13 protein-coding genes are annotated in these 16267 nt (G+C 72.6%); 5 read left to right on the top strand and 8 right to left on the bottom strand.

All coding sequences use genetic code 11. The features are described 5' to 3' along the window. Positions 1–20: 20 nt before the first annotated feature. Positions 21–1292, bottom strand: coding sequence for a spermidine/putrescine ABC transporter substrate-binding protein (locus AB0N63_RS29705; RefSeq protein ID WP_365533625.1), 1272 nt, complete (start codon positions 1290–1292; stop codon positions 21–23). A gap of 20 nt (positions 1293–1312) precedes the next feature. Continuing rightward, on the bottom strand, positions 1313–2488 hold the full coding sequence (locus tag AB0N63_RS29700) for an ABC transporter ATP-binding protein (protein WP_365533622.1): 1176 nt from the start codon (positions 2486–2488) through the stop codon (positions 1313–1315). Between the two features lie 223 nt (positions 2489–2711). Here AB0N63_RS29700 and AB0N63_RS29695 point away from each other — a divergent pair, with 223 nt between their 5' ends. Continuing rightward, positions 2712–3809, top strand: coding sequence for a LacI family DNA-binding transcriptional regulator (locus AB0N63_RS29695; RefSeq protein ID WP_365533620.1), 1098 nt, complete (start codon positions 2712–2714; stop codon positions 3807–3809). Positions 3810–4139: 330 nt separating this feature from the next. Here the strand turns inward: AB0N63_RS29695 and AB0N63_RS29690 are convergent, their stop codons facing one another. The 6 genes from AB0N63_RS29690 to AB0N63_RS29665 all read right to left on the bottom strand — a co-directional run bounded on the left by AB0N63_RS29690 (position 4140) and on the right by AB0N63_RS29665 (position 10441). Then, positions 4140–4814, bottom strand: coding sequence for a putative N-acetylmannosamine-6-phosphate 2-epimerase (locus tag AB0N63_RS29690; protein WP_365533617.1), 675 nt, complete (start codon positions 4812–4814; stop codon positions 4140–4142). Beyond that, positions 4811–5770: an ROK family protein gene (locus AB0N63_RS29685; protein ID WP_365533614.1), complete on the bottom strand. Its 960-nt coding sequence runs from the start codon at positions 5768–5770 to the stop codon at positions 4811–4813. The genes AB0N63_RS29690 and AB0N63_RS29685 overlap by 4 nt, the downstream gene beginning before the upstream one ends. Next, positions 5767–6726 (bottom strand): dihydrodipicolinate synthase family protein, encoded by a 960-nt coding sequence (locus AB0N63_RS29680; protein WP_365533611.1) that lies wholly within the window; start codon positions 6724–6726, stop codon positions 5767–5769. The genes AB0N63_RS29685 and AB0N63_RS29680 overlap by 4 nt, the downstream gene beginning before the upstream one ends. 81 nt (positions 6727–6807) lie before the next feature. Beyond that, positions 6808–8268 (bottom strand): exo-alpha-sialidase, encoded by a 1461-nt coding sequence (locus AB0N63_RS29675; RefSeq protein ID WP_365533608.1) that lies wholly within the window; start codon positions 8266–8268, stop codon positions 6808–6810. A 25-nt stretch (positions 8269–8293) separates the two neighbouring features. Beyond that, complete coding sequence (locus AB0N63_RS29670; protein WP_365533605.1) at positions 8294–9313, bottom strand: alpha/beta fold hydrolase; 1020 nt, start codon at positions 9311–9313, stop codon at positions 8294–8296. A 381-nt stretch (positions 9314–9694) separates the two neighbouring features. Further along, positions 9695–10441: a FadR/GntR family transcriptional regulator gene (locus AB0N63_RS29665; RefSeq protein ID WP_365533687.1), complete on the bottom strand. Its 747-nt coding sequence runs from the start codon at positions 10439–10441 to the stop codon at positions 9695–9697. 218 nt (positions 10442–10659) lie between these two features. Between AB0N63_RS29665 and AB0N63_RS29660 the strand changes: the two genes are divergently transcribed. The 4 genes from AB0N63_RS29660 to AB0N63_RS29645 all read left to right on the top strand — a co-directional run bounded on the left by AB0N63_RS29660 (position 10660) and on the right by AB0N63_RS29645 (position 16265). Next, the gene (locus AB0N63_RS29660; RefSeq protein WP_365533684.1) at positions 10660–12213 is read left to right on the top strand and encodes an ABC transporter substrate-binding protein; all 1554 of its coding nucleotides are present in this window, start codon (positions 10660–10662) and stop codon (positions 12211–12213) included. Positions 12214–12289: 76 nt separating this feature from the next. Beyond that, complete coding sequence (locus tag AB0N63_RS29655; protein ID WP_365533602.1) at positions 12290–13240, top strand: ABC transporter permease; 951 nt, start codon at positions 12290–12292, stop codon at positions 13238–13240. Next, a complete protein-coding gene (locus tag AB0N63_RS29650; RefSeq protein ID WP_365533600.1) occupies positions 13240–15213 on the top strand; it encodes a dipeptide/oligopeptide/nickel ABC transporter permease/ATP-binding protein in 1974 nt (657 codons plus the stop codon). Before AB0N63_RS29655 ends, AB0N63_RS29650 begins: the two co-directional genes overlap by 1 nt. After that, on the top strand, positions 15210–16265 hold the full coding sequence (locus AB0N63_RS29645; protein ID WP_365533598.1) for an ABC transporter ATP-binding protein: 1056 nt from the start codon (positions 15210–15212) through the stop codon (positions 16263–16265). Before AB0N63_RS29650 ends, AB0N63_RS29645 begins: the two co-directional genes overlap by 4 nt. The last annotated feature ends 2 nt before the right edge of the window (positions 16266–16267 follow it).

Raw genomic sequence — 16267 nt, 5'->3', positions numbered from 1 at the left:
GGGGCGACGACGCCGCCGGGTCAGGCCTGGTAGATCGGTTCGAACAGCGCGTTCCACTGTTTCTCCTCCTCTTCGTCGAGCACCCGCAGACGGCGCAGCTTCGACTGGTCGGCCTTGGTCGGGAAGACCAGGGGGCTGGTGCTCAGGGCGTTCAGCACGGTGCGCCGTTTGCCGGTGGCGGTGGCGGCGTCGCGTGCGACGACCCGTTGCGCGGCGGGCACGGGGCAGACGAACTGCACGGTCTCGCTGATCCTCGCGGCGACCTCGGGCCGGTAGGCGTAGTCCATGTAGGTCAGCGCGTCGACGGGGTGGGCGGCCGTCGACGGGATGCAGAGGTTGTCGGTCCACAGCAGGCCGCCCTCGTCCGGGATGACGAACTCCAGTCGCGAGCCGCTCTGGTTGGCCTGGAAGACGTCGCCCGAGTACACGAGCGAGGCCGCGAGGTCGCCGCGCTGGAGGGAGGACTGGTAGGTCGAGGTGGAGTAGGAGCGGACCATGCCGGCGTCGCGCTGCCCCCGCAGCCAGGCCGCCGCCTTGCGCCAGTCGGCATGGGTGGACGTCTCCGGGTCCACCCCAACGGCCAGCAGCGCGATGTTGCCCATCTGCACGGCGTCGTTCCACATGCCGACCCTGCCGCGCAGCTTGGGGTCGAGCAGGTCCTGCCAACTGGTGATCCTCCGGCCGACCCTGGCCGGGTCGTAGCCGATGCCGGTCATGCCGGACTGCCAGGGGACGGTGTAGACGTTGCCGTGGTCGAAGGACGTGTTCTTGAACGCGGCTCCGCCGTACCGCGCGAAGTTGGGCAGGCGGCTGTGGTCGAGCGGGGCCAGGTAGCCGAGTTCGATGTACTTTCCGAGGTAGCTGTCGCCGCCGACGACCATCAGGTCGTAGCCGATGCCCTGGCCGGAGGCGAACTCGGGCTGGATCTTGCCGAACCAGGAGGCGCTGTCGTCGATCAGCTCGTTGTACGTGACTTCGATGCCGCTCTCGCGGGTGAAGGCGTCGAGGGTGGGGTGCTTGCTCTGGTCGGCTGGATCGACGTCGATGTACTGCGTGTAGTTGACGAAGTCGAGCTTCCCGGACCGCTTTTTCCCGGTCCAGAAGTCGGTGACGGCGGCGGCGATCTCCGCCTCGCCGGCGGGGACGTGCACACGGGCTCCGGGGACGCTGCAGGCAGCGATCGGGGCGAGCGCGGCGGCGCCGGCCGCGGCGCGCAGCAGGCCGCGTCGCGTCCAGCTGTGCGGGGTCAGTGCGCGCGGCCGGGGCGCGAAGGGTGTGGAGTGCTCGGGCATGGTGGTTGGTCCGCCTGTCGTCAGCGCGAGGTGAGGGAAACCGGTTCCACGACGGCGGTCGCCGCGGGGGCGGGGGCGGTGGTGAGCAGGTAGGAGTGGTCGGTGGCCCAGGACAGCCAGACGGTGTCGCCGCGAGACGGCGACGCGCAGGCGGTGCCGTCGTTGGGCTGGAAGACCGTCATCTCCGCGCCGGTGCCGGTGTGCACCGTGTAGCTGGTGGAGGTGCCGAGGTAGACCACCTCCCGGACGGTGCCGCGGACCTGGCTGGCGCTGTCGGCCGGCTCGGTGGTCAGCGTGATCTTCTCCGGCCGCACGGTGAGTTCGACGGCCTCGCCGACGGTGAGGGAACCGCGCAGCGGGATCGTGACGCGCTGGCCGTCGCCGAGGTCGAGCACCCCGGTCCCGGCCGCCACGGAGGTCAGCCGGCCGCGGATCAGGTTGGAGGTGCCGATGAACCCGGCGACGAACGCGGTGGCGGGCCGCTCGTACACCTCCTGCGGGGGGCCGACCTGCTCGACCAGGCCCTGGTTCATCACCGCGATCCGGTCGGACATGGTCAGCGCCTCGGCCTGGTCGTGCGTGACGTAGATGAAGGTGATGCCGACCTCGCGCTGGATGCGCTTGAGTTCCAGCTGCATGGTCTGGCGGAGCTTGAGGTCCAGGGCGCCGAGGGGTTCGTCCAGGAGCAGCGCGCGAGGGCGGTTGACCAGGGCGCGGGCCAGGGCGACGCGCTGCTGCTGGCCGCCGGAGAGCTGACGGGGGCGGCGGTCGGCCTTGTCGGCGAGTTCGACGGTGCGCAGGATCTGCTCCACCCGGTCGCGGAGCTCCTCCCTGGGTACGCGCTTGCGGCGCAGGCCGAACGCCACGTTGTCGGCGACGCTCAGGTGCGGGAAAAGGGCGTACGACTGGAACACCATGTTGATGTCACGCCTGTTGGCGGGCACCCCGACCATGTCGCGGCCGTGCAGCAGGATCTGCCCGGAGGTCGGCTCCTCGAAGCCGGCGATCATCCGCAGGGTGGTGGTCTTTCCGCATCCGGAGGGGCCCAGAAGCGAGAAGAACTCGCCCTCGCCGATGGCGAGGCTGACGCCGCGGACGACCGCCGCGTCCCGGGCGCCGCCGTAGTCCTTGACCACATCGACAAGGCTGATGGCGGGGCCAGCGGACGTCGGCGGCGAGAGGGTGTCGGGTGCCATCCGTGGTACCTCCGGGCGTGGGATCGGGGCGGCCGCGGGCGAGGGCTGCCGCGGCCGGCCGGGGGAAAGGCGGGCGGTGTGGCGTCGGCGCGGTTTGATAACGTTACCAACGGGCTTGACCTTACCCACGGACGGGCATCGTCCGTCAATGGTTGAATGGCCTCGAATTTTCATCGGCCGGTTCCCCGGCCTCCGCCGAGCCGTCACTGACGAGAGACCACCCATGCCCAGCACCCCACGGCCGCCGCGTCGTGTCACCATCCCCGACGTCGCCCGGCACGCCGGCGTGGGACAGGCCACCGCCGCCCGGGTCCTGGGCGGGTACGGCTCGTCCAGCGCGGCCACCCGGGAACGGGTGCTGGCCGCCGCCGCAGAACTGGGTTACAGCACCAACGCGGTGGCCCGGAGCATGATCAGCGGACGCACCCACACCCTGGGCGTGATCGTCGCGGACGTGGAGAACGCCTACTTCGCCCGTGCGGTGCGCGGCGTCACCGACGTCGCGGCCAAGGCCGGCCTCCAGGTCGTCCTCGCCAACAGCGACGAGAAGGGCGACACCGAGAAGTCCGCGGTGCAGATGTTCATCGAGCGGCGGGTGGACGGTCTGGTCGTGGCCCCTGCCGCGGCCGATCACCAACACCTCGACAAGGCCGTCGCCGCGGGCATCCCCGTGGTCCTGCTGGACCGTGCGCTCAGCGGTGCCACGCTGGACACGGTCGTCGTGGACAACCGCGGCGCCGCCAAGGCCGCGGTGTCCCGGTTCACCGAAGCGGGACACACCCGTATCGCCGTGGTCACCTCGGCCTCCCCCGACGAGAACGCCACGCAGCTCGCGCCCGGCGCGGACATCTGGACCACGACCGAGCGGCTCACCGGCTACCGGCTGGCCCTGCGCGCCGCGGGCATCCCGCGCGGCGCGGAGCTGATCAGACACACCGGATACGACCGGACCTGGGCCCGGTCAGCCGTACTGGAGCTGATGAGTTCGCCCGACCGGCCCACCGCGCTGTTCACCACCGACAACGTGGCCACTCTCGGCGCCCTGGACGCCCTGCTCGACCTCGACGCCCGCATCCCCGACGACGTCTCGGTCATCGGTTTCGACGACGCCGAGTGGGCCACCCTCGTCCGGCCGAGACTGAGCGTGGTCAGCCAGCCGGTGCAGGAACTGGGCGGGCTCGCGGCCGACATCCTGGTACGCCGGATCAACGGCTCCACGGCCCGCCCCCGCAGGCACACCCTGCGCGCCACCTACGTCTCTCGCCAGTCCACCGGCCCCGCGCCCGAACGGGTCCAGCCACTGCGGTTCCCTGGGAAGTGACGATCCCGCTGCCCGCCCCGCACGGCCCTTGGGACACACGTCCACCACGAGTGCAACGGCCCGGACGTGCCTGCCTCCGCCCGCCCCGGGATCCGTGGGCCGGGGTCCACGGGCCGGACACACGCGGGGCTCCTCGTGCTCAGCCGACAGGACACACGTTCACCACGTGTGCCGCCGGCCCGGGCACACGTGTGTCCGCCCCGCCCCGGGGTTCACCGGCCGGGACGGGTCGGGTTCGCGGGCGCGGGCCCACGGCGGCGTGGCCACAGGTGGGGGCGCGCCGCCGCACGGCTCCGCGCGGCCACGGAGGGGCCGGCTCGCCGGCCCCGGTCAGCCGGACAGCCCGGCCACGAAGGACGCGGTCAGGGCGGTCGGCGCCGTGATGGCGGTGCCCACGACAACGCTGTGCGCACCCGCCGCGAGCGCCTCGGCGGCCTGCCCGGGCGTGGCGATCCGGCCCTCGGCGATCACCGGAACGTCGATCGCGGCGGCCAGACCGGCGACGAGGGCCAGGTCGGGGGCGGTCTGCCGGGGGGAGCCGGGCACGTATCCGGAGAGGGTCGTTCCCACGAAGTCGGCCCCCTGCGCGGCTGCCGTCCGGCCCTCCTCCAGGGTGGACACGTCCGCCATGACCAGGGCGCCCGCCGCGTGCACGGCGCTCACCAGCTCGGCGAAGGTGCTGCCGTCGGGACGCGGGCGTGCCGTGGCGTCCGCCGCGACGACGGCGGCGCCGGCTTCGACGAGGGCGAGCGCGTGCCGGACGGCCGGCGTGATGAACACGCCCTGGTCGCCGTCCTTCCACAGGCCGATCACCGGCAGGTCCACGGCGGCGGCCGTGGCGGCGACGACCTCCGGATCGTTGACGCGTACGGCGGCGGCCCCGCCGGCCCGCGCCGCCAGGGTCATGCGGACCAGGGTGCCGGTGTGCCGCATCGGGTCTCCGGGCGGTGCCTGGCAGGACACGATCAGGCGGCCCCGCAGGGTGTCGGCCAGGGGCTGGGTCATCGGCGGGCTCCGTTGGTGTGGGGACGGTGCAGGGGCAGTGTCCGCGGCAGGGCCGCGGCGCCGAGGACCGCGCTGTCGTGTCCGCCGCGCGGCGGAACGGGCCGCAGGGCCCTGAGCGGGGGCAGGAGTTCGGCGGCGAAGGCCGCGTCGAGGGCGTCCGTGTACAGGGCGCCGATGTGGGCGACGCCGCCTGCGACGACGACGCGGTCGGCTCCCAGCGCGTTGGCGAGACCGCCCAGGGCCCGGCCGACGGCGCGGGCCCCGAGCACGATGGCGGCTCGTGCGTGCGGGTCGCCCTGGGCGGCGCGGGCCGCCACCGTCTCCAGACGGTCGGCCGCGACCCCGCTGGTACGCACGTAGTGGGCGGTGATGCCCGGTCCGGCCGCCAGGGCCTCCAGGTGGCCGGTGGCGCCGCAGGTGCAGGGCAGCTGCTCGGCCTCGGGGCTCGGCAGGTGTCCGAGGTGGCCGGCGACGCCGGCCGCGCCGTGCAGCATGCGGCCGTCGACGGCGACCGCGCCGCCGACGCCGGTGCCGACCGCCGCGTAGACCAGAGTGGTCCCGCCGCCGTCGGCGACCTGCTGCCCGTCCAGTTCCGCTGCGGCGGCGGCCCGTACGTCGTTGTCGCAGGCCACCGGCAGTCCGGTGCGCGCGGCGAGACCGGCGGCCAGGGCGGTGCCGGCCCAGCCGCGGATCGTGTCGGTGGCGCTGGTGACCGTGCCGGTCCTGGGGTCGATCACTCCGGCGGCGGCGACGCCGATCGCCGTGACGCCCGGGGTCCACACCTTACGGGCGGCCTCCGCCAGGGAGTCGAGCACCGACTCGGCCCCTTCGGCGGCCGGGGTCGGCAGGGTCTGCCGGGCCAGGACGGCGCCGCCGGTCCCGACCAGGGCGGCGGCGATCTTCGTGCCGCCCAGGTCGAGTCCGATCACCGCGTCGTGCGGGCGGTGCGCCGTCATCGGACCGGGAGCAGTCCGGCGCCGCGCAGCCGCGCCTCGACGAGGGCGACGGACGCGTCGCCCAGTTGGATCTGCGGGGCGGCGGTGACGCCGTGGTCGAAGACGCCGAGCAGGCGCAGGGCGTGCTTGAAGGCGCCGATGGCGGAGGAGTTGCGGCCCATCTCGTCCTCGGGACCGGCGTCGACCATCCCGAACAGTTCGACCAGGCGCTCCTGCTCCTTGACCGCCCCGTCCAGGTCGCCGCCGCGCACGGCGTCGTAGAGGCGAACGTATCCGGCGGGGTCGACGTTGCCGAGGCCGGGGACGACGCCGTCGGCGCCGGCCAGGAGGGCGGCGTCCACGGTCAGTTCCGAGCCGGTGAGGATGCTGAAGGACGGCGCCGGCCCGTCGGCGCGGCCGTGGCGTCCGCCGAGCTCGACCAGGAGCCGGCGCAGTCCGCCCTCGTCGCCGCTGCTGTCCTTGATGCCGGCCAGCGTGCCGTCCTCGGCGAGGCGGCGCACCAGGTCGGCGGAGAGCTTGCTGTGCACCGAGACGGGCAGGTCGTAGGCGTACAGGGGGAGGTCGACGGCGGACCGGACGGCGCGGAAGTGGGCGGCGATCTCGCGGGGGTGGGTGCGGGCGTAGAACGGCGCGGTCGCCACCAGGGCGTCGGCGCCCGCCTTGCGGGCGGCCTCGGCGTGTTCGATGACGCGGGGGGTGGTCATGTCGATGACACCGGCCAGGACGGGGACGCGGCCGGCGGTCGCCTCGACGACCGTCTCCAGGGCGACCGCCCGCTGCCGGTCGGTGAGGAAGGCGACCTCGCTGCTGGAGCCCAGGGCGAACAGCCCGTGCACTCCCCCGCTGACGAGGTGCTCCACGTGCCGCGTGAGCGAGGCGGTGTCGATCTCGCCCGACGCATCCAGGGGGGTGCAGACGGGCGGCACGACGCCGCGCAGGGGCTGGGACGAGGGCATGGTGTCTCCTGGGCTGTACGAAGGGTGGAACGGGAACGGGCCGCCCGCGGCGGGTGTGGCGGCGAGCGGCCCGGAGCCGGGTCAGGACGTGCTGACGGTGAGCGTCGTGTCGCCGTACGAGTGCTGGGTGCCGCGGACCTCGTAGGTCGCGGTCGCCGCGACGCTGCCCGCGGTGGCGTTCGCGGGGACGGTGACGGGGATCTTCATGTTCGCGCCCTGGCCGGGGTTGAGCGCGGGGACGGTGACGGCGGGCGCGCTCCAGCCGCTCGGCAACGCGAGGGAGACGGTGCCGGAGGGGAGGGTGACGTCGTTCTGGCTGACGACGCGGACCGTGACCTCGGTGGTCCGGCCGGCGGGCAGGGAGGCGGGCGGCGTCACGGTGACGGGCGCGCAGACCCCGCCGAGCCACTGCAGGTCGAAGGACGAGTAGGTGATGTGCTGGTAGTTGTCACGTTCCCACAGCAGGCCCACCCGGGCGTTGGAGGCGGTGCCGTCGCCGAGCGGGGTGAGCGTCGAGTAGGCGGACGAGCCGGCCTCGACGGTCTTGCGCACCGGCCAGTTCTGCCCGTTGTCGCAGGAGATCCGGACGGTGAGGTTGCTGCGGCTGCTGGTGGTCGCGGTGTTGCTGAACATCAGCCAGGAGGCCCGGGGGTGGGTGGCCGCCACGTCCGGCGCGAAGCGGGCGATGGAGCCGTTGTTGCCGGGGTCGGGCAGTTCGGCGTCCTGCTGGAAGGCCGTGTAGGTGACGCCTCCGTCGCTGGAGTAGGCCACCTTGCGGTAGGGAGCCGAGCGGGTGTTGAGCATGATGCGGCCGTCGGACAGTTCGACGGTCTTGTTCTCGTCGCCGCCGGGTCCGACCGGGGTGCCTGTCTTCCAGGTGGCGCCGTGGTCGTCGCTGTAGGCGCTGACCGCGTAGTTCGCCCCGTTGTTGCGGATGGCGTACTGCTGGATGAGCCGGCCCTTGTAGGCGCCCTGGCGTATCTGGATGCCCTCGCCGGAGGCGGCGAAGATCCCGCCCCAGGCCGGGTTCTTGATCTGGGCGGTGATCCGCCGTTGCTGCCAGGTGACGCCGTCGTCGTCGGAGTAGCTGTAGTCGGCCTGCAGGACGTTCGGGTCGCTCTCGTCGTTGCCGGTCGCCGAGCCGAAGAAGCCCTGGTTCACGCCGGCCGCGTAGAAGAGGAAGATGCGTCCGGTCTCGCGGTCGACGAGCAGGCTCGGGTCGCCGTAGCCCTTGGGCGCGGCGTCCTTGCGCACGACCTGCTGCGCCTGCCAGGTGACGCCGCCGTCGGTGCTGCGCCGCAGCACGACCCCGATGTTGCTGGGCAGGTCGCTCAGGGTCGGGCGGGCGTCGTATGCGGCCAGCAGGGTGCCCTTGGTGGTCCTGGTCAGGGCGGGGATGCGGTAGTACGGGGAACCGGTGCCGGCGGTGGCGATGTCCTGCGAGGTGAGGGTGCCGGCGGTGGCGCCCTGAGCGCTGGTCGTGGCGGCGGCGACGGCGGCAAGGGCCGCGGCGACGGTGGCCAGGGTGACTCTTCGCTGCATGAGCAAGCCTCTTCTCGGTCGACGATCAGACGAGTGGTGCGTCGTGCAGGGTGGAGAAGCCGGTGGGTTGTGCGCGGGGCGCGGCGAGCAGGTCACGCACCCAGGCGAGCTGCTCGCGCCGGTGGTGGCCGCCGCCGCTCTCGTGGCCGTTGAACTCGTAGACGCGCAGGTCCTTGGGGCCGCCGTAGCGGTGGTAGGCGGCGAAGCAGGTGGAGGGCGGGCAGACGCCGTCCATCATGGCGATGGAGAAGAACGCCGACGCGGTGGCGCGCGGGGCCAGTACCGCCGCGTCCACGTAGGACAGGGTGGCGAACACGGTCTCGGCGCGGTCGCGGTACAGGCTCAGGTACTCCGTGATCTCGGTGTACGGGGGCTCGCCGGCGATGGTCGCGCCGCGGCGGATGTCGCACAGGAAGGGTGCGTCGGGCATCACACCCGCCAGGCCCGGGGTCAACGCGGCCACCGCGAGCGTGATGCCGCCGCCCTGGCTGTGGCCGGTGACGACGACGCGGTCCGGGTCGACGGCCGGGTGCGCTCGGGCCGCCTCCACGAAGCGCACGGCGTCGGTGAAGACCCGTCGGTAGTAGTGGTCGTCGGGGCTCTCGACGCCTCGGGTGAGGAAACCGGGGACCGCGCCGGTCAGGGCGGCGCCGTCGGGGGTGTCACCGCCCGCCGTGGACCAGCCCTGGCCGCGGGTGTCCATGATGAAGTGCGCGTACCCGGCGTTGGCCCAGAGCACCTGCTCGTGCGGCAGGCCCCGCCCCCGGCCGTAGCCCAGGAACTCGACCACGCAGCCGAGCGGTCCGCTCGCCCCGGCGGGCAGGTGCAGCCAGCCGCGTACCGGTTCGCCGCCGTGTCCCGGGACGGTCACGTCGTAGGTCGTCACCTGGGTCAGCCCGCTGTCGACGGGCGTGAAGCGCGGCGCGCTCCCGAGCGCCCGGGCCTCCCTCAGGGTCCGGTCCCAGAAGGCGTCCAGGTCCGTGGGTTCGTCGAGGTCGGGCCGCAGTGCCAGGCACTCGGCAAGGGTGAGGTCCGTCAGTGGCATCAGGGGCCCCGGTGGGTGAGGCGTGCGCACCCGGCGCAGCGCTGGAACACGGAAGCGGCCGGCCACGGCCGCAACAGCAGACGTCTGATGTCTGTTGTCTTGGGACCCTAGAGATCAGTCCGGCGGCCGTCAAGCGCCGCCCGCCGTCCGTGCCGCGCGGCCCCCCGTGCGACGACGGAGGCGGAGACACCCCAGAGGGGCCGGGGGACGCCGCCGCGGGCGCCCCTCGCGCCGGGGCAGCGGCGCCCCGGGCGCGGGGCCGCCGCGCCCGCCCCCGGCCCGAGCCGCCCCCCCCCCCGTGCCACTAGGGCGGCGACCACACCCTGGAGCAGGGTGCCCCCCCCTCCGTCGTCGCCTTCCGGGCGGCCTCGCGCATCCGGGTCAGCGGGCCGCGCGCGCCTCCGCGATGCGCCGGCGGACCGGCGCATAGTGGTCGGTCAGCGCGGTCGCGAACTCCACGGGGTCCCGTTCGCGCACCGCGTTCACGATGCGCTGGTGGTTGGCGATGGTGGCGACCTCGTGTTCGTGGGTGAACACGTCCAGATGTGGCGCAACGATCACGTAGACGTCCCAGAACGCCGCGGACAGCTGACCGATGAGGTCGTTGCCGAGCGGCGCGACGAGCAGGGTGTGGAAGGCGCGGTCCGCCTCGACGAACCCCTTGCCCTGCCCGCCGCCGGCCCTGCGCATCTCGTCGACCAGCTCCTGCAGGCGGTCGATCTGCTTCTCGTCGAGCGACGCGACCAGCCGTTCGGCCATGCCCCGTTCGAACAGTTCGCGTACCTCGATCAGATCGCTCATCACCTGGAAGTCGTCGTCGGGGCTGAGCAGACCGCGGAAGGTCAGGCTCTCCACCAGCGCCGACAGGCTCAGCCTCCCGACATAGGTGCCGTGCCCGTGCCGCACCTCGACGATGTCGAGCGCGGTGAGGATCCTGATCGCCTCCCGTACGCTCGAGCGGCTCGCACCGAGCGCCTCGCACAGCGCGGGCTCGGTCGGCAAGGGATCGCCCGGGCGAAGTTCGTTGCGCAGGATGTAGGCCTTGATGCCGTCCACCACCTCCTGCCGCAAAGGCTGTCGTGCCGACTTGGGTTCCGGCGCCGTACGCCGAACCGGCCCCTGTCCCACCGCCACCTCTTGACCCCTTTCATTTGTCCGGCTACGTTCCCACGTTATCAAGCATCAGACATCAGACGTCTGACGCGTGCACATCTCATGTCGTGTTCGTACGCCCGGTGAGGTGCCGACCTCGCTCGCCTCCTCCCCGCTCGACCGAATCCCTCATCTTCCGTCTGGAGGACTCCTTGTCCGCGCGCAACACTGCCGGCTTCGACCGCCGCAGCTTCATGAGATACGCGAGCGCCATCGGTGTGGCGACCGCCGTCACCTCGGGCCTGACGGCCTGCAGTGGTCCTGCCTCCAGCGGCAACGGTAGCGGTTCGTCCGGCGGTGGCAGCGACACCATCGAGGCCGGGCTCTCCTACCCCCTCTCCACCGGCTTCGACCCGATGATCACCTCGGGCGCGACGCCGTTCGCCGCGAACATGCACATATTCGAGGGTCTGGTGGACCTCGACCCGGCCACGCTCGTGGCGCGGCCCACGCTGGCCACCGCCATGCCCGTGAAGGTCAACGCGACCACCTACCGGGCCACCCTGCGCAAGGGCGCCACCTTCCACGACGGCTCGGCAGTCACCGCGGACGACGTGGTGTTCAGCTTCGAGCGCGTCCTCGACGAGAAGAACGCCTCCCTGATGGCGCAGTTCGTCCCGTTCATCGACAAGGTCACCGCGGTGGACCGGTCGACGGTCGAGTTCAAGCTCAAGTACCCCTTCGCGCTCTTCCCGTCCCGCATCTCCGTGGTGCGGATCGTGCCGAAGAAGACCGCCGGCGCCGACGCGAAGGCGTTCGACTCCAAGCCGGTCGGCTCCGGCCCGTACCGCTTCGTGTCGGCGGTCCGCGAGGACAAGATCGTCATGGAGGCCTACGACCGGTACAACGGCCCGCACCCCGCCAAGGCCAAGAAGATGGTCTGGCACCTCATCTCCGACCCGTCCGCCCGGGTCAGCGCGCTGCAGTCCGGACGTGTGCAGGCCATCGAGGACGTGCCCTACATCGATGTGAAGGGCATCACCGGCAAGAACAAGGTGAAGTCCGTCCAGTCCTTCGGGCTCCTCTTCCTCATGTTCAACTGCAAGGACAAGCGCTTCGCCGACAAGCGGGTGCGCCAAGCCCTGCACTACGCCCTCGACACCGAGAAGATCATCTCCACCGCGCTGCTGGGCAACGCCGAGGCCGCCACGGGCTACGTGCCGGCCACCCATCCCGATTACCACAAGGCCGCCACCGTGTACGGCCACGACCTCGCCAAGGCGAAGAAGCTGCTCGCCGAGGCCGGCGTCGGCAAGCTGTCGTTCACCCTCATGCTCACCGACAACGGCTGGGTCAGGGACATCGCTCCGCTGATCAAGGAGAGCTGGGCGGCGGCCGGGGTCGACGTCAAGCTCGACATCCAGCAGTCCGCCGCCCAGTACGCCAAGATCGACAAGGGCTCCTTCGAGGCCCTGGCCGCCCCCGGCGACCCGTCCGTCTTCGGCAACGACGCCGACCTGCTGCTGCGCTGGTTCTACTACGGCTTCTGGCCGGAGAAGCGCTACGGCTGGGCCGGGTCGGCCGCGTACAAGCAGACGAGGTCGCTGCTCGACCAGGCCGCGTCGGAGGCCGACGGGACGAAGCGCAAGGAGTTGTGGGGCAAGGTCACCGACCTGGTCGCCGACGAGGCCGCCCTGTACCCGGTGCTGCACCGCAAGCTGCCCACCGCCTGGCAGGACGGGGCGCTGACGGGCTTCAAGCCGCTGCCCACCACCGGGCTGTCCTTCATCGACGTCGGCCGCGCCTGACCCCGCAGGCCGGGCCGTCGGGCCGCCGCGCCACACCGGGCGGCGGCCCCGCCCCCCAATCCCTAGGAACCTGACGATGGTTGCATTCCTCCGGCTCGCGCTGCGCCGCGTCGCGATGATGCCGGTGATGGTCCTCGGCATCGCGCTGCTGGTCTTCGTGGTCCTGCAGTTCTCGCCGGCCGACCCCGCGTACAACGCGCTCGGCGACAGCGCGAGCCCCGAGGCGCGGGCGGCGTTCGCCGAGGCGCACGGCCTCAACGATCCTCTGCCGGTACGCTACTTCTCCTTCCTCGGCGACCTGGTGCGGGGGGACCTCGGTGTCACCGTGGCGCCCAGCCAGCCCGTGTCCGAGCGGATCGCCACCGCGTTCCCGCTCACCCTCCAGCTCACGCTGCTCGGTCTCGCGCTCGCCGTCGTGCTGGCGCTGGTTCTCGGCGTGGTGAGCGCCGTCTACCGGGACCGCTGGCCGGACCAGGTGTTCCGGGTGCTGTCGATGGCCGGCATCGCCCTGCCCTCCTTCTGGCTCGGCGTGCTGCTCATCCAGCAGTTCGCGCTGAACTCCGCGCTCTTCCCGACCGGCGGCTACGTCAACCCGGCCGACTCCTTCAGCGGCTGGCTCAAGAGCATGACACTGCCCGCCGTCTCGCTCGCCCTGCCCGTGGCCTCGTCCCTGGCCCGGCTGATCCGCACCTCGATGGTCACGGAACTCGACCGCGACTACGTGCGCACCGCCCGGGGCTGCGGCCTGCCACCGTTCATGATCATCCGCTCGGTGCTGCGCAACGCCCTGGTCACGCCCCTGACGGTGCTCGGCGTCAAGGTCGGCTACATGCTCAGCGGTGCCGTCGTCATCGAGGCGATCTTCGACCTGCCCGGCATGGGCAAGCTGATCCTCGAAGGCGTCACCGGTGGCGACGTCGCGCTCGTCCAGGGAACCGTGCTCACCATCGCGGTCGCCTTCCTCGTGGTCAACGTGATCGTCGACCTGCTCTACCTGCTCGTCAACCCGCGCATCAGGACGGTGTGATGTTCGCTCCACGCTCCCTCGCCGAGCGGCTCCGGCCCGGCACCCGCCTGCGCCGCCTGCCCGTCCCCTCCCGGGTCGCCCTCGCGATCCTCGTCGTGGTCGTGCTGGGCGCGCTCCTGGCCCCGCTGCTCACCCAGGACCCGCTCACCACCGGCATACCCGCCCAGGCACCGGACGCCGACCACTGGTTCGGCACCGACCGGGCCGGCCGCGACATCTTCGCCCGCGTGGTGCACGGCGCCCGCTACTCGCTCACCATCGGCTTCGGCGCCACGCTGCTCGCCCTGGTCATCGGCTCGTTCCTGGGCGCTCTGGCGGCCACCTCCCGCAAGTTCGCCGACGAGGCCGTGATGCGCACGCTCGACGTCGTCATGTCGTTCCCGCCGATCGCCCTGGCCGCCGTCCTCGTCGCCGTGTTCGGGCCCAGCGTCCCGGTCATCATCTTCACCATCGCCTTCGTCTACTCGCCCTCGCTCGCCCGGGTCGTCCGGGCCAACGTGCTGGAGCAGTACGGCGAGGACTACGTGGCCGCCGAGCAGGTCATCGGCGCCCGCCGCGGCTACATCGTGGCTCGCCACGTCGCCGTGAACTGCGCGGCGCCGGTCCTGGTGTTCGCGACCGTCATGGTCGCCGACTCGATCATCTTCGAGGCCAGCCTGTCCTTCATCGGCGCCGGCGTGCAGGACCCCGACCCGAGCTGGGGCAGCGTCCTGGCCTACGGCCGCCAGATCCTGCTCTCGGGCGGCTGGTGGGCGACCCTCTTCCCCGGCCTGTGTCTGCTGATCACCGTCCTCGCCCTCAACGTCCTGTCCGAGGGCCTGACGGACGCCGCCGCCTCGCCCGACAAGGCCCGGGCCGCCGGCGCCGCCCCGGACGAGAGCACCGCGGCCGCCCCGGCCGCCGCCGACCACGCGGAGGTCGACGCCGCGCTCGCCGCGCTGGCCGGCAAGCTCGAGGCCCTCCAACCCGCCGTGCCGCCGCTGCCCGAGGACGCGGCGGAACTCCTCGTCGTACGCGACCTGACGATCCGCTTCCCCGACCGGTACGGCGACACCCGCGTCGTCGACGGCATCTCCTTCACCGTCCGCGAGGGCGAGACGCTCGGCCTGGTCGGCGAGTCCGGCTGCGGCAAGTCCATCACCAGCCTCGCGATCATGGGCCTGCTGGCCCGCAACGCCCGGGCCGAGGGCGAGATCCTCTACCGGGGCCGCGACCTGCTGAAGCTGTCGCCGAAGGAGCGCCGGGCGCTCATGGGCCCGGAGATCGCCATGGTCTACCAGGACGCCATGTCGTCGCTGAACCCGTCCGTGCTGATCGGCACCCAGCTCAAGCGGCTCACCTCGCGCGGCGGCACCCGCACCCCGGCCGAACTCCTCGAACTGGTCGGACTCTCCGCCGAGCGGACCCTGCGCAGCTACCCGCACGAGCTCTCCGGCGGCCAGCGCCAGCGCGTGCTGATCGCCATGGCCCTGTCCCGCAGCCCGCGGCTGCTCATCGCCGACGAGCCGACGACCGCCCTCGACGTCACCGTGCAGGCCCAGGTCGTGGAACTGCTGGTCAGGCTGCGCGACGAACTCGGCTTCGCGATGGTCCTGGTCTCGCACGACCTGGCGCTGGTGGGCGACCTCGCGCACCGGGTCGCCGTCATGTACGCGGGGCAGGTCGCCGAGGCCGGCGTCACCCGCGCCGTACTGACCGACCCGGCCCACCACTACAGCCGCGGGCTGCTCGGCTCGGTCGTCTCCCTGGAGGCGGGCGCCCGGCGACTGCACCAGATCCGGGGTGTCGTGCCGGCCCCCAAGGCGTTCGGCGCCGGCTGCCGGTTCGCGTCCCGCTGCGCCACGGCGACCGACCTGTGCGCCACCGCACCGCCGCCCGTGGCGGACCGGCGCGCCGCGCAGGACCACCTGTTCGCCTGCCATCACCCGGCGCCCGTGCTGCCGCCGGCCAAGCCGCTGGAAGGCGCCCGATGACCGACCCGGAGGACACCACGATGGACCCGCTCGTCCGCCTCGACCGCATCCACGTACGGCACCGGGCCCGCAGCGGCGGCATCCTGCGCCGGGACGCCGTGCACGCCCTGACCGACGTCTCGCTGGAGGTCCGGCGCGGCGAGATCCTCGGGCTGGTCGGCGAGTCGGGCTGCGGCAAGTCCACCCTGGCCCGGGTGGTCACCGGACTGCAGCGCCCGACGGAGGGCCGGGTGTACTTCCGGGGCCGGGACCTGTGGGAGATGGCGCCCGCCGAGCGGCGTTCCCGGTTCGGGCCGGCCGTGGGCGTGGTCTTCCAGGACCCCTCCACCGCGCTGAACCCGCGGCTGCCCGTGCGCCGGATCCTGCGCGACCCGCTGGACGTGCACGAACGCGGCACCCGCGCCGAGCGCGAGCGGCGCGTGGAGGAACTCCTCGACCTGGTCGGCCTGCCGGCGCACACCCTGAACGCGCTGCCCGGTCAGCTCTCCGGCGGCCAGCGCCAGCGCGTGGCCATCGCGCGCGCCCTCGCCCTGGAGCCGGAGCTCATCGTCGCCGACGAGCCCACCAGCGCCCTGGACGTGTCGGTGCGCGCCCAGATCCTCAACCTCCTGGTGGACCTGCGCACCCGCCTCGGCCTCGGCATGGTGTTCATCTCGCACGACGTGCAGACCGTGCGCTACCTCTCCGACCGCGTCGCCGTGCTCTACCTGGGCCGTGTGGTCGAGGAGGGCGGCGCTGAACAGGTCACCGGCGACTCACGGCACCCGTACACCGAGGCGCTGCTGTCGGCGACGCCGAGCCTGCTGGAGCGGTCCGAGCGGATCGTGCTGCACGGCCCGGTGCCCTCGGCCACCAACCCGCCCTCCGGCTGCCCGTTCCGCACCCGCTGCTGGAAGGCGGACGACGCGTGCGCCGTCGCGTTCCCGGCGGTCACCGAAGGCTGTGCACCGCACCGGTGGCACTGCGTGCACCCCCAGCCGGGCAACGGCTCGGATCCGGTCACGGGGACGGCGGGCCGTTCATCCACTGGCGGCGCCTGCGGCAAGGCCTAGGT

Source organism: Streptomyces sp. NPDC093260 (assembly GCF_040683715.1).
Lineage (GTDB): Bacteria > Actinomycetota > Actinomycetes > Streptomycetales > Streptomycetaceae > Streptomyces > Streptomyces sennicomposti.
Note: the sequence above shows the minus strand (reverse complement) of the source record. Positions and strands in the feature narration are given on the sequence as shown.

Coding starts and splice junctions, on each gene's coding strand:
- AB0N63_RS29670 (WP_365533605.1), bottom strand. CDS start 9,313: ATGCCACTGACGGACCTCACCCTTGCCGAGTGCCTGGCACTGCGGCCC.
- AB0N63_RS29660 (WP_365533684.1), top strand. CDS start 10,660: ATGAGATACGCGAGCGCCATCGGTGTGGCGACCGCCGTCACCTCGGGC.
- AB0N63_RS29675 (WP_365533608.1), bottom strand. CDS start 8,268: ATGCAGCGAAGAGTCACCCTGGCCACCGTCGCCGCGGCCCTTGCCGCC.
- AB0N63_RS29685 (WP_365533614.1), bottom strand. CDS start 5,770: ATGACGGCGCACCGCCCGCACGACGCGGTGATCGGACTCGACCTGGGC.
- AB0N63_RS29705 (WP_365533625.1), bottom strand. CDS start 1,292: ATGCCCGAGCACTCCACACCCTTCGCGCCCCGGCCGCGCGCACTGACC.
- AB0N63_RS29690 (WP_365533617.1), bottom strand. CDS start 4,814: ATGACCCAGCCCCTGGCCGACACCCTGCGGGGCCGCCTGATCGTGTCC.
- AB0N63_RS29695 (WP_365533620.1), top strand. CDS start 2,712: ATGCCCAGCACCCCACGGCCGCCGCGTCGTGTCACCATCCCCGACGTC.
- AB0N63_RS29655 (WP_365533602.1), top strand. CDS start 12,290: ATGGTTGCATTCCTCCGGCTCGCGCTGCGCCGCGTCGCGATGATGCCG.
- AB0N63_RS29650 (WP_365533600.1), top strand. CDS start 13,240: ATGTTCGCTCCACGCTCCCTCGCCGAGCGGCTCCGGCCCGGCACCCGC.
- AB0N63_RS29700 (WP_365533622.1), bottom strand. CDS start 2,488: ATGGCACCCGACACCCTCTCGCCGCCGACGTCCGCTGGCCCCGCCATC.
- AB0N63_RS29645 (WP_365533598.1), top strand. CDS start 15,210: ATGACCGACCCGGAGGACACCACGATGGACCCGCTCGTCCGCCTCGAC.
- AB0N63_RS29680 (WP_365533611.1), bottom strand. CDS start 6,726: ATGCCCTCGTCCCAGCCCCTGCGCGGCGTCGTGCCGCCCGTCTGCACC.